At 36.3% G+C, this 13,550-nt stretch carries 9 protein-coding genes; 8 read left to right on the forward strand and 1 reads right to left on the reverse strand.

The annotated features are described in order from the left end of the window. The first annotated feature begins 27 nt into the window (after positions 1 to 27). Complete coding sequence (locus FD31_RS11085; RefSeq protein ID WP_057892847.1) at positions 28 to 1,827, forward strand: DUF2207 domain-containing protein; 1,800 nt, start codon at positions 28 to 30, stop codon at positions 1,825 to 1,827. Positions 1,828 to 2,161: 334 nt separating this feature from the next. Continuing rightward, positions 2,162 to 3,970, forward strand: coding sequence for a DUF2207 domain-containing protein (locus FD31_RS11090; protein WP_057892848.1), 1,809 nt, complete (start codon positions 2,162 to 2,164; stop codon positions 3,968 to 3,970). A gap of 58 nt (positions 3,971 to 4,028) precedes the next feature. Here the strand turns inward: FD31_RS11090 and FD31_RS11095 are convergent, their stop codons facing one another. Then, positions 4,029 to 6,329, reverse strand: a complete 2,301-nt coding sequence (locus tag FD31_RS11095) for a SpaA isopeptide-forming pilin-related protein (protein ID WP_057892849.1) — start codon at positions 6,327 to 6,329, stop codon at positions 4,029 to 4,031. A 259-nt stretch (positions 6,330 to 6,588) separates the two neighbouring features. Here FD31_RS11095 and FD31_RS11100 point away from each other — a divergent pair, with 259 nt between their 5' ends. From FD31_RS11100 to FD31_RS11125, 6 genes are all read left to right on the forward strand, one after another. Then, on the forward strand, positions 6,589 to 7,233 hold the full coding sequence (locus FD31_RS11100; protein ID WP_057892855.1) for a deoxynucleoside kinase: 645 nt from the start codon (positions 6,589 to 6,591) through the stop codon (positions 7,231 to 7,233). A 258-nt stretch (positions 7,234 to 7,491) separates the two neighbouring features. Next, positions 7,492 to 7,986, forward strand: a complete 495-nt coding sequence (locus FD31_RS11105; protein ID WP_057892850.1) for a QueT transporter family protein — start codon at positions 7,492 to 7,494, stop codon at positions 7,984 to 7,986. A gap of 78 nt (positions 7,987 to 8,064) precedes the next feature. Continuing rightward, entirely contained in the window at positions 8,065 to 9,264 is a 1,200-nt protein-coding gene (locus tag FD31_RS11110; protein ID WP_057892851.1) for a glycosyltransferase family 4 protein, read from the forward strand. Beyond that, on the forward strand, positions 9,257 to 10,297 hold the full coding sequence (locus FD31_RS11115; protein WP_057892852.1) for a glycosyltransferase family 4 protein: 1,041 nt from the start codon (positions 9,257 to 9,259) through the stop codon (positions 10,295 to 10,297). Before FD31_RS11110 ends, FD31_RS11115 begins: the two co-directional genes overlap by 8 nt. Then, a complete protein-coding gene (locus FD31_RS11120; protein ID WP_057892853.1) occupies positions 10,290 to 11,333 on the forward strand; it encodes a lysylphosphatidylglycerol synthase transmembrane domain-containing protein in 1,044 nt (347 codons plus the stop codon). Before FD31_RS11115 ends, FD31_RS11120 begins: the two co-directional genes overlap by 8 nt. Continuing rightward, complete coding sequence (locus FD31_RS11125) at positions 11,333 to 13,399, forward strand: LTA synthase family protein (protein ID WP_057892854.1); 2,067 nt, start codon at positions 11,333 to 11,335, stop codon at positions 13,397 to 13,399. Before FD31_RS11120 ends, FD31_RS11125 begins: the two co-directional genes overlap by 1 nt. Positions 13,400 to 13,550: the final 151 nt, after the last annotated feature.

Consider the following 13,550-nt stretch of genomic DNA (forward strand, 5'->3'; position numbering starts at 1 on the left):
AGTTAATAAGTTCCAACGGGGGAAATTATGAAAAAATTCTGGGGTGTCTTCCTAACTTTTTTAGGTATTTTATTAGCTTTGCATACGACATCAATCAATGTTTTTGCTGACAATAAGTATCGAATCAAAAATTACAACATTGTGGCGAACGTACAAAAAAATGGTGACATTGAAATGACGCAGCGTCTGAATTATCAGTTCGATGGTGATTTTCATGGTGTTTATTATAATCAGAGTTTAAATAAATTGCAGGGTGTTACGCAGCCTAAGGTTTATATTGATACTGGTTCTCAAGTGATTCCGGCTAAAGAGTCGAACAGTGGTGCTGATAACACTGTTAAAGTGACAAAAACGAAGAAGAAACTTGGTTTAAAAGTTTATCATGAGGTTTCGACTTCAGATGTGACATTTATTTATAAATATACCCTCAAAGGTGCAGTCATAAACTATAACGATACAGCCGTTATGAATTGGTTAATTTTGAGTGGCTGGGATAATGTTTTGAGTAATATCAAAATAACAATCAATTTACCAGAGAAAAATATTCCACAACTACAAGCTTGGGCACACGGTCCATTGCTGGGGCATAACCAAGTTAATCGCAAAAAGGGTCAGGTCGTTATGACGGTTCCTGAATTAACAGATGATGATTCGATTAGAAGTAAGATGCTTTTCCCAGTTAGTGTAACGTCTGCCAATCCTAATGTTGTCCATAAAGACATGAAGGCTAAAGTCAGAGCTGAAGAAAAGCAGTACGCAATTGCGGCTAACCAATCGCGGCGTAAACAAGATGGAATTTATTGGTCATTGATGGTATTTGGTATCTTGGTGATTGCAGCCATTTACTTATACAAGATAATTGCGATGAAAAAATATCCGGCAACGAAACATCAAATTCCGACACCTTTGTATCACAGTTTTGATGCTCCAGAATTTCTACCTAGTTTTAGTAAAGTGATTTTGGAACGATTGCATGATGCAGACAGTATTTCATTGACCGCTGATTTAATGAATGAAGTTGGTCACCGACGGATGAAGTTAGAAAAGCTTGGGAATACTTTTGAAATTACGGCTTTAGTTCCACCGACAAACGATTTCTTCAAGTACATGATCAATGACGTTGGCGATGGCAAAAAAGTTACGCTTCGAGCTATTAAGAATGAAGCAAAAGATTATGACGGTAAGAAACGAGTTTCTGATAATTTCGATAATTGGGCTGAAAATGCGGTTAAGAATCGTGAACAATATTTAGACTTACATAATATGGATATTGTCAAAGGGTTCAGTTTAGCCGCCATTACAACCGACATCATTGCGGCAATTATGTTCATGATAACTTTATTATTCAATAAACCATTGTTGTGGCCTGCAGTTATTCTTGTAACGTTAGCTGTATTAGTTTGGATTGTTTACTGGTTAATTAGAAAACGAGTAACGCCTTATACTGATAAAGGTGAGATAGCAGTCAATCAAATTCGAGCTTTCAAACGAATGTTGGAAGATATTGATGATATCAAGATGGCTGAAGTTGGTGATATTATCTTGTGGGAACAATTCATTCCATATGCCGTTGCCTTTGGTATTTCTGAGAAAGTTATTAAAGCATTGAAAGTTCAATTTACACCAGAGCAATTAGGACAATCAATTGCCGTGGTTAATTATATTGGCTTTACTAATTCGTTTGGAGCAGCAAGTAGTGGCTTCCAAACAGCCTTTATCGGCGCCATCGGAGCAAGTGGTTCCGCAAGTATTTCCGGAGGATCAGGTGGATTCTCTGGAGGTGGCGGAGGCGGTGGTTTCGGAGGAGGATCTGGGGGTGCATTTTAGAGAGAGGGCGAAGACAGGGCGGTCAGCTCCCGAGCATTTGCATGACTTAATGAATTATCCGCGTACTTTGCGGATGATTCATTAAGTTAGGCAAAGCGGAAGGAGTTGCCCTGTCGTAGCCCGTTTCAGAGCCACTGCCCATATAAACCATAAAGCCAAAGTCTAAAACAAATTATCACTTTAAAAAACACACCATAAACGAATAACAAAACCAAACTTTTTCACAAAAATAAAACAAGACTAGTAATCCTAATTGGGATTTGCCTAGTCTTGTTTTTTCATAAGCAATAATTAAATATGATAAAATATCTCTATCAAATAATCGGGGGTAAAAATGAAAAAATTATGGGGCTTTTTCCTCGTATTTATTAGTATCATCTGTGCCTTTAACGTTACAACAACAGTTAAAGCAGATGGTGACTATCAAATTGAAAAGTATCATGCACAAGCGGACATTCAAAAGAATGGTGATATTGAATTGACACAGCGAATCAATTATCAATTCGATGGTGATTTCCATGGTGTCTACTACAATCAAAATATTCAGGGTATTAAGGGTGCGACTGATCCGCAGGTATTTATTAAAAATGGAAGTAAAGAGACTCCATTAGTACAAAGTGATAGCGGTCAAGAAAATACTTTTAAAGTAACTCGCACAAAAGATAGTATGGGTCTAAAAGTTTATCATTCGGCATCGACAGAGAATTTAACTTTTATTTACAAATATCGCTTGCTAGGAGCCGTAACTAATTATCAAGATACAGCGGAATTGAATTGGAAAATGATTGGTGGGGGCTGGGACAAAACGTTACATAACGTTATTTTGACAGTTAATTTACCACAAGGGGATGTGTCTAAATTACAAGCTTGGACGCATGGTCCTTCTGAGGGTTATACCGATGTCAATCGTAAACAAGGTCAAGTTAAAATGACACTGGATAAATTACCGGCCCATCAAGTGGTGGAGACACACATGATTTTTCCAACGAGTGTTACAGCCGATAATTTAAACGTCGTTAATAAAAAGCGTAAGTCACAAGTATTAGCACAGGAAAAACAATTAGTGTTGGATGCTAATGCCCAACGTGAACGTAAGAAAATGATTTATCGGGTCATAATGGCATTTGGTGCAATTGTAGTTTTGCTAATTTATTTAGTGAGATTTTACCAATTTCGTAAGTATCCAGGGAATAAACATGTCATTCCCACACCATTGCATCATTATTTCGATGAGCCTGATTTTCTACCTAGTTTTACCAAAGTTGTTTTAGATAAGACGGACCGAGCCGATAGTTTATCATTAACGGCTGATTTATTGGTTGAAGTGGGTCAGCGACGTATGAAAATTGACAAGGTGAAACGAAGTTATGAAATCACGGCTTTAGTTCCACCAACCAATCCGTTCTTTAAATATTTGATTGAAGAAATCGGAGACGGTCAAAAGGTTAGTTTGAAACAAATTAAACTATCAACTAAGGGTTCTGGTAAAAAGGCTCGAAGATTGGGTAAAAAATTTGAGAAGTGGTCGAAAGTAGCAGCTAAGGGTCGTGAAAAATATTTGGACTTGGACAATTTAAATATCGTCAAAGATTTTCAATTAGCAGCCATTTCAACAAGCATTATTGTCTTTTTAATGTGGATCGTATCGATTATTTTTGCCAAAAATATCTTAATTAGTGGTGCCTTAATGCTAGTATCTGTAGCAATCTTTTGGATTATTTACATCGTCGCTAAACACAAAGTGACCCCATATACTGATGAGGGTGAGGACGAAGTAAATAAAATTCGTGCTTTTAAACGGATGTTAAAAGATATCGATGATATTAAAATGGCTGAGGTCGGGGATTTGATTCTCTGGGAGCAATTATTGCCTTATGCAGTCGTTTTTGGAGTTTCTGATAAAGTTATTAAGGCATTGAAGGTTAACTTCAGTGCGGAGCAACTAGACAATTCCTTAGTGATTCCTTATTACATAGGAGCACATAGTTTTATCAACTCAAGTTCGTCTGGGTTCCAGTCATCATTTACGAGTGCCATATCGAGTGGTAACGGTAGTTCATCAAGTGTATCAGGTGGATCTGGAGGTTTCTCTGGTGGTTCATCAGGTGGTTTTGGTGGTGGCTCCGGTGGTGGAGCTTTCTAAATTAGTGTAAAAAAATAGGCTGAGAAATTATTCTCAGTCTATTTTGTTATCTTAAAAATTAAACGTGACGACGTTTGAAGTAAACAGTACCAAGTAGAATAACCAGACCCATCAAACTTACTGCCAAACCTGATTTAGAACCAGTTTGTGGAAGTGTGTTGTTTGTGCTAGTTGAATTGCTGCTACCAGGGTTAGTAATGATACCACCATTGTTGTTATTGTTGCCGTTATTGTTTGAACCAGGATTGCTTGGATCAACAATTACGCCACCGCCATTGTTGTTGTTTTCATTACCACTGTTGTTACCTTCATTGTTGCCATCAACATCGGGGTTACCTTCGTTGCCACCGTTGTTGTTATCGCCTTCGTTAGTATCTTCTTCATTATCGTCTTTTTCATCAATGTCTGGATCTTCTGGATCAGTTGTGTTGCCACCACCGTCGGAACCTTCAGTACGTGAGTCAACAGCTTGAATAGTTTGAATATCTTGTTCTCCAGATTCGATTGTGAAATAAAGTTTATCATTATTAATTTCATAACCGTTTGGAGCACTAGTTTCTACAAAATAATAATCACCGGGTTTTAAACCATCGATGGTAATCATGCCATTTTCATCAGTAACTTTTTTTTCTACAAATTCACCTGTAGCTGTATATAAGGAATATTCAGCACCAGGGACGCCAGTTGACATATCTTTCTCATCAACTTTATGTAATTTGACAAAATAGGAATCATCAAATACTAAATCTTCATCTTTAGTGTTTTCAAAAGTAATTAATTCAGGCGTGAAACTTCCATCTTCATTGTTATCGCCAATTGTGACTGTATGAATTGTATCAGATACTTCATAACCTGCAGGAGCATCAATTTCTTGAATGGTATATGTTCCTTGTTTGAGATTATACATGTGTCCGATACCTAGACTGTCGGTTGTAATAGTTCCAACTTCGTTACCATCTGCATCTTTGACGACGAACTTTGCTCCGGCTAAACGATACTTGGTATCTTTATCAACCTTCATAATGATAATTGAACCTTCTTCATCTTCGTGAGTTTCTGTTGAAGGTTCATCTTTAGTAATTACAGGAACTACTTCTGAATTTTTACCAGAGATTGTAAAAGGAATCTTAGCGGTATTGGGTTCATAACCTGCAGGTGATTTTGTTTCAATAAAGTAGTAATTTCCCTTATCTAACTTATCAACTGAAAGTTGGCCCTTTTCATCAGTAGTTAATTTTTCAGCAACAAGTTTACCATCTTCCGTGTAAAGACTAAATTCGGCTCCCTTTAAAGGTGAGTTATCATCAGCACTTTGCTTAGTGAGTAAAACGCCACCTTTAATGGCAACACCGTTACCATTTCCAGAGTTAGTTCCGCCTGAGACGCTTCCGGAAGCATTATCTTGATTATTTGTTCCTCCGGTACCGGAACCATTGTTTCCCCATGTAAAGGAAGCGTTGTTTTTAAATTTATGACCATTAGTTGCATTGTTTTGGTCGACTATTTTAGTTTGAAACTTAACAACGTAAAATTGATCTTCTTTAGGTAAGTCTGAAATAGTAAATTGATCAGAAATACTGTTTTCATTTGGGTCAACTTTATATCCAGAAATTGGTTTGTTTTTATCGTAACTGTAAAATCCTGGCGAAGTAGTAGACCACTTTGCTTCATAAATATTTAAAGAACCAGGAATATAAGATTGATCATCGTTGATGAGTTCTTTAATTTGAAGATTTGGAAATGAAGTGCTATTTCTATTTACTAAAATTGACCATGTGATTATTGAATTGCCATCAGCATCTTTTTCAATAACACCTCGTTTAGAAAAGTCATCATCAGAATCAGTAATGGTCATATTATCGTGAATATCGCCAATTTGAACATCATTGTTACCAATAACATAGTTTTTTCCAACGCCAATACCATCAGTAATGTTTAAAGACCCCTCATAATCAGTCTTGCCGTCAACGTTGTCAAAAGTTACTTTGACATAGCTGACACCATTACTATCGATACCTAACACAGCATTTCCGATAACATCACCATTATCATCAACCACCTTAAAGGTTTCACCTGGTTTTTTAACTTTTAGTTGCTCAGGCAATTCAACTGTCCAAGTATCACCGTTAGCTAAATCAGGTTGCAAGTCTTTTGAAGACCAGTCGAGTGTTAGATTAATGTTACTAGCTGTACCATAATTCTTTTGCTGAATCGACATACCAGTTAATAGCCCGTTCTTACCAGCACTAGTAGTGTAGTCAGCAGCTTTAGTAGTAGTTGTCTGGCTAGAAAAGACTAGAATCACTAATCCTAATGCCGCGACAAAAGCTACTAAAAAATTGCGTAATTTTTTCCCCATAAAATTTTCCCCTTTCTATTTGAATACAAATATAATTATAGAATGAATAAATTATACTTAAAAGGGGATACGGAAATTAATTATTAATAAATTAATTTTTCTTTCTAAGCCTTACTAATAGGAAGTTTCTCGTTTGTAACTGCTACCATATCTTGTGAAATTTTGGAAAGCTATACAATATGTTGAATAGAAGTGATATCATAATGAATGTTGTTTTTTTACAAATAGAGAATTAATTGAGGTATGGAGGAGAATAATGATGATCGTATTGAGCGGCGCAATTGGAGCCGGTAAAAGTTCATTGGCAAAATTATTATCAGAACATTTAGGAACAGAGGCTTTCTATGAACAGGTTGATAATAACCCCGTTTTGCCACTATTTTATAAGGACCCTAAGAAGTATGCTTTCTTGCTACAAATTTACTTCTTAAACAAACGTTTTGAATCAATCAAGAAAGCTATGGTACAAGATAATAATGTTTTGGACCGTTCTATCTATGAAGATTCACTATTTTTCCATATGAATGCTGATATGGGTCGTGCTACACCACAAGAAGTTAAAGTTTATGATGAATTGCTAGACAATATGATGCAAGAACTACCATATGCAGCAGCTAAGAAGACTCCTGATTTGTTAGTACACTTGGACATTTCATACGACACAATGATCCACCGTATCGAAAAACGTGGCCGTTCATATGAACAACCAGAACAAGATCCAACACTTCCAGAATACTACCACCAACTATTAGACCGTTACGACGGCTGGTATGACGACTATGATTACAGTCCTAAGATGAAACTAGATGGCGACAAATATGACTTTGTTGAAAATCCAGAAGATCGTCAAAAGGTACTTGATTTAATCGACGAACAATTACGTCAACGTGGTACATTAGACTAATACGTAGATTTAATTAAAATACTGTTGTTAGATGATAAGAAGAAATTCAGATAGAAATACTATCTGGGTTTCTTTTTTTTGCTATATTGTCCGAATCAACTTAAAAACTAGCAATAAATTAGTCCGCATAGCCATTTGATATTTTTCTCAGCTCTGGAGACGGCATTAACTTGCGACCAAACAAAAAATAAGATAACCTATTAAAGGCAGTTTGCACTGGTAACCTGCTATATTAACTAAAACAGTGGAGGTTTTACTTTGAGTAATTTAAAAACAAGAGATATCACTCAATTGGCATTGATTGCAGCTCTCTATGTAGCTGTAACAATCGCACCAGGAATTTCGGCCTTTTCGTATGGTCAAATTCAATTTCGTGTTTCTGAAATTTTAATGTTATTACCATTCTTTAATCATAAGTACAGCTGGTCTTTGATTGTCGGATGTTTTATTTCAAATCTTTTCAGTGCCCAATTAGGGATGTACGATATCGTCTTAGGAACTTTAGCAACAGCCGTTGCTTGTTACATCATCACAAGAATTCCCGCACGCAACAGTCTACTTTGGACAGTGCCAGTTGTTTGTGCCGTAGTTAACGGTATTATCGTTGGTGCCGAATTGCACTTCGTTTTGAAGTTACCATTTTGGCTAAACCTAGTCACAGTTGGCTTTGGTGAACTAGTTGTCGTGGCTGTTGGTGCAGTGATCTTCTATTTCTTAATGGAAAACAAAAGTTTCAGCAAATTAATAAGGTAAGACGAGGATGAAGGAAGTGATTCCTTCATTTTTTTGTTATAATCTACTTTATAAAGTATTGTGAGGAGATGTGTTTATATGAATATCGGAATTTTTACCGATACATACTTCCCCCAAGTGAGTGGGGTAGCTACATCAATCCAGACATTGAAAAATGACTTAGAGCGCAAAGGTCACTCAGTTTATATTTTTACAACAACTGATCCCAATGTGCCCAAGAACACAATTGAGCCAAACATCTTTCGTCTGACTAGTGTGCCTTTTATCTCATTCACCGATCGAAGAATTGCTATTCGCGGAATGTTCCATGCCGTTGATTTGGCTAAAGAATTAAAGTTGGATATTATCCACACACAAACGGAATTTTCATTAGGAATGATGGGAAAGTTTGTGGCTAAGCAGTTAAAAATTCCATTTGTTCACACATATCACACAATGTATGAAGACTATTTACATTATGTTTTAAACGGTCACTTGTTGAAACCATACCATGTTAAACAAATGACTCGTCTATTCTTGAAAAACGCTTCAGGAGTCGTAGCTCCCAGTGTGCAAGTTAAAGAAACAATGGATCGTTATGATATCAAGACACCGATTTCGATTATTCCAACCGGAGTTGATCTGTCAGAGTATACTAAGCCGGTCAATGCGACTGCAGTTCGTGAGAAACTTGGAATTGCGGAAGATACACCAGTTATTTTGATGTTGAGTCGAATTGCTTTAGAGAAAAAAATTGATCATATGTTGCGATCAATGCCAGAGTTGTTGAAATATAACCCGAAGATTATGTTAGTAATTGTTGGTGATGGTCCCGATATGGACGAATTAGTCCAGATGAGTAAAGATCTTGGCATTAGTGCTAACGTTATTTTTACTGGTGAAATCGAGCATGATCAAATTTCGCCTTATTATCATATGGCTAATATTTTCGTTTCATCAAGTGATACTGAATCACAAGGTTTGACTTACATTGAAGCGATTGCATCAGGTACGAAAATCATTGTTCGGAGTGCACCTTATACAGACGCCTTGTTGACTGATCCTTCAGTTGGTGTAACATTCAACGAAGATGACCAGTTAGTACCTAAAATTAAGACGTATCTCGATCACCCTAATTCATTTGATGACCGTGAAGCTCGCCAAAAGGTACTATATGGTATTTCATCTGATGGATTTGGTAATTCAATTCTTGACTTCTACCGTCGAGCTGAAGATTACTTTGTGAGAGAGAAACTTTCAGATTCATCAATTGATCCAGAGGAGTATTCGAATGATTAAGATTAATATGTTTTCATCTGCAGATAAAGTTGCTGGCCAAGGGGTTGGTAGTGCTTATAAGGAATTGATTGGTTTGTTGAAAGATCACTTTAGTGATGAATTTGACGTTAAAATCAATGACTATCATGCAAGTGATTTGAGCCACTATCACACAATTGATCCCCAATTTTACTTGTCGACTTTTTCTAAAAAACGTGGTCGTAAGATTGGCTACGTACACTTTTTGCCTGAAACACTAGAGGGTAGTATTAAATTACCTGAACCAGCAAAGAGTGTCTTCTATAAATATGTCATTAGCTTTTACAAACGCATGGATCAAATTGTGGTCGTTAACCCAACTTTTATTGATAAGTTGGTTGCTCATGGTTTGGACCGCAAAAAAATCAAATATATTCCAAACTTTGTTTCAACCGAAAATTTCTACGAAAAGACTGCTGAAGAAAAAGCTGATTTTCGTAAGAAATTAGGTATTCCTGAAGATAAGTTTGTTGTCTTTGGTGATGGCCAAGTTCAAGAACGTAAGGGTGTTGATGACTTTTACAAATTAGCACAGACTAACCCTGACATTCAGTTTATTTGGGCGGGTGGCTTTTCATTCGGTAAAATCACTGATGGTTATGACCGATATAAAGATATGATTGAAAATGCACCAAGTAATATGACGTTCACAGGAATAGTTGATAGAAATGATTTAGTAAACTACTATAATATTTGTGATTTATTCTTACTTCCTTCATATGATGAATTGTTCCCAATGTCTGTTTTGGAAGCTTTCAGTTGTGGTGCACCGGTACTCTTGCGTGATTTGGAATTGTATCGTGCGATTATCGATGGCTACTATCAAAAGGCTGATGGTTTTGCTGACATGAATGCTTTTATCAACAAGGCTAATCAGGACCGTTCTATTTTGGATGATTTCAAGAAAAAATCTAGAGAAGCTACTAATCAATACTCAGAAGAAAATTTGAGTAAAATTTGGTATGATTTCTATACGAGTCAATATAATATTGCAAACGGGATAAATAATGAGTAGAAAACAAATTGCTGCACTTTTTGTAATGCTGGGATTAGGAATCGGTATTTTCTGGTGGGAAGCTAGAAAGATTGATTTCAATTCTTTAGTTTCAACTTTTAAAAGTTTGAACTACTTTTGGCTAGCGGTAGCGTTCTTATCAATTATGCTATCGTATGGTGTTGAAGCCTTAGTTTTGCATACACTTTTAAAAAAGAAAGAGGATCGGAAGTTTGGTTGGTGGGAAATGTATCGTATTCCACTTATCCAAGCTTTGTTTAATGCGATAACGCCATTTTCATCTGGTGGACAACCCGCTCAATTGGTTGGTTTGATGCAATCGAAAATCGATGGTGGTCGGGCTAGTTCAGTGTTACTGATGAAATTCGTTATTTACCAAGCGATGGTTTTAGTTAACTTCATTATTGCAATGTTAGTTAGTTTTAACAGTGTTGCTAAGCACTTTTCCGGTTTAGCGACGTTGATTGTCTTTGGGATGGTCATTCACGTTGTTACCATTTCTTTCTTGTTGATGATTATGTATTACTACGATTTCACAAAAAAAATGGTACAAATCGTTTTGAAACCGGTTTTATTTTTTCTTAAAGAGGAAAAACGTGATAAAATCTTACAGTCAGCTACGAATTATATCGATAGTTTCTATGAGGAGAGTCTAGTTCTAAAGCGCGAGAAGGCTAAAGTTGTTAAAGCTTCACTCTTAACCATCGTGCAACTATTCTTGTATTATTTCGTAGTCTACTTTGTTTTACTGGCTTTAAATTGTGATCATGTCAATGTCGTCGATGTTTTAGTGATGCACATCATGATTGTTATGATTGTCTCAATTTTCCCAATCCCTGGTGGATCAGGTGGGGCGGAATTCAGTTTCAAGACATTGTTTGCTGGATTTATACCTTCTCCTTCAGGATTAATCTTGGGTATGTTTTTATGGAGATTTATTACGTATTATTTGGGGATGTTCTTAGGGATTATTGCAGTTTCGAAGAAACCGAAAATTGAACAACAAGTTGCTAATAAATCTATGGAGCGAAAATAATGAAGCGTATTACTAAAGGTATTTCTAATTTTTTAAATACTAGGCTAGGCTTTGTAATCCTAGCTGTAGTGCTATATACTCTTAAAACCATTTATGCTTACGAAACGAAGTTTAACTTAGGTGTTAAGGGTTCGATCCAAACTTTCTTGATGATTATCAATCCGATTCCAGTCATGTTATTACTGTTTGGTATCTCATTGTATATGAAGGGAAGAAAGTCTTATATCTTCCTTTTGATCATTGATTTCTTGGATACGGTCTGGTTATTCTCGAATATTTTGTATTATCGTGAATTCTCAGACTTTTTGACAATGGTATTAATTAAGGGTTCAGGCTCAGTTTCAAACAACTTGGGTAAAAGTATCCTTGGTATTCTGAAACCATCTGACTTCTTAGTTTTTATTGATGTAATCATCTTGATATTATTGTTGGCATTCCATGTTATCAAGATGGATGTCAAACGTCTAAATTGGCGTATTCCAGTGTTAATTAGTTCATTAGCTGTGTTGTTATTTGGTGCAAACCTAACATTAGCTGAAAGTGATCGTTCACAACTTTTAACAAGAACTTTTGATAACAACTACATCGTGAAATATCTCGGACTAAACGTTTTTAATGTGTACGATATGGTCAAAACGACCCAGACGAACGCGGTTAAGTCACAAGCGAAGAGTTCAGATATTGACTCGATTGAGAAATACATGAAAGATAACTATGTTCAACCAAATGTTGAATATACTGGTGTTGCTAAAGGCAAGAATGTCTTTATCATTCACTTGGAGAGTTTGCAACAATTCATGATTGACTATAAGTGGGATGGACAAGAAGTTACACCTAACCTTAATAAAATTTATCATGAAGACGATACCTTGAGTTTTGATAACTTCTTTAATCAAGTTGGTCAAGGTAAGACAGCCGATGCTGAATTGATGCTTGAAAACTCACTCTTTGGATTGCCAGAAGGATCAGCCATGGTTACTGATGGTACAACCAATACCTTCCAAGCAGCTCCAGCTATCTTAGATCAAGAGGCTGGCTATACGTCAGCTTCATTCCATGGGGATGTACCAAGTTTCTGGAACCGTGATAATGCTTATAAATCATGGGGCTATGATTACTTCTTCAGTTCTAACTACTATAAAGAGAAGAAGAGTTATAACGTCGGTTATGGTATGAAGGATAAGATTTTCTTGAGAGATTCTGCGCAATACATCGAACAATTGCCACAACCTTTCTATGCAAAATTGATTACAGTTACAAACCACTATCCATATACTCTGGATAAGAAGAATCAAACAATTGAAAAGACTGATACTGGCGATAAGACCGTGGATGGCTATGTCCAAACAGCGCATTACTTGGATCAATCAATCGGTGAATTTATGGCTTGGTTGAAAGAGACAGGCTTAGATAAGAATAGTATGGTCGTACTCTATGGTGATCACTATGGTATTTCGAATAATCATAAGAAGGCTATGTCTAAGTTAACTGGTATTAAAGGATTCAATGAATTTAATGATGCACAGTATCAACGTGTGCCATTTATGATTCACATGGATGGACTAAAGGGTGGCATCAACCATACATATGGTGGTGAAATCGATGTTCTTCCAACACTCTTGAACTTATTAGGTGTTGATAATAAGAATATGGTTCAATTTGGTAGTGATCTACTTTCTAGCGAGCACTCGCAAGTCGTGGCATTTAGAAATGGTAATTTTGTTTCGCCTACGGTAACGAAGGTTGGAGGAACTTACTATAATACCAAGACTGGTAAAGTGGATAAGAAGATCTCGAAGACTGAAAAAGAGAAACTATCTAATAGAGTAACAACTGAATTGTCATTGTCAGATCGTGTTATCAATGGAGATCTCTTGAGATTCCATAAACTACCTGGCTTTACAACTGTTAACAAGAAAGACTATTCATATAAGAAGAGTACAGCATTGAAAGAACTTAAGAAGGCACGTAAGAAGAACGGGACTAGTCTATTGGCTCAGAACGATAATAAGTCGATGGTTGATCTCTATCAAACAGATGCGCCAGAATTGAGCTCTGACAAGTAAATAGAAGCACTGGAGAGTAATTATTCTCTGGTGCTTTTTTTTGTATGGACAAGGCTTTGTAATAGGTAGTATTATGGTATTCAACAAGACATATTGATTGACTTTTAAAAAAAGTTCAACTTTTTTGCAAAAAAGGGTTGCGCACACTTAA

Source organism: Companilactobacillus nantensis DSM 16982, from assembly GCF_001435815.1.
Classification (GTDB): Bacteria; Bacillota; Bacilli; order Lactobacillales; family Lactobacillaceae; genus Companilactobacillus; species Companilactobacillus nantensis.

Excerpts from the sequence above, each read along its gene's own strand:
- FD31_RS11085 (WP_057892847.1), top strand. The coding sequence starts at position 28 with ATGAAAAAATTCTGGGGTGTCTTCCTAACTTTTTTAGGTATTTTATTA.
- FD31_RS11115 (WP_057892852.1), top strand. The coding sequence starts at position 9,257 with ATGATTAAGATTAATATGTTTTCATCTGCAGATAAAGTTGCTGGCCAA.
- FD31_RS11090 (WP_057892848.1), top strand. The coding sequence starts at position 2,162 with ATGAAAAAATTATGGGGCTTTTTCCTCGTATTTATTAGTATCATCTGT.
- FD31_RS11100 (WP_057892855.1), top strand. The coding sequence starts at position 6,589 with ATGATCGTATTGAGCGGCGCAATTGGAGCCGGTAAAAGTTCATTGGCA.
- FD31_RS11125 (WP_057892854.1), top strand. The coding sequence starts at position 11,333 with ATGAAGCGTATTACTAAAGGTATTTCTAATTTTTTAAATACTAGGCTA.
- FD31_RS11095 (WP_057892849.1), bottom strand. The coding sequence starts at position 6,329 with ATGGGGAAAAAATTACGCAATTTTTTAGTAGCTTTTGTCGCGGCATTA.
- FD31_RS11110 (WP_057892851.1), top strand. The coding sequence starts at position 8,065 with ATGAATATCGGAATTTTTACCGATACATACTTCCCCCAAGTGAGTGGG.
- FD31_RS11120 (WP_057892853.1), top strand. The coding sequence starts at position 10,290 with ATGAGTAGAAAACAAATTGCTGCACTTTTTGTAATGCTGGGATTAGGA.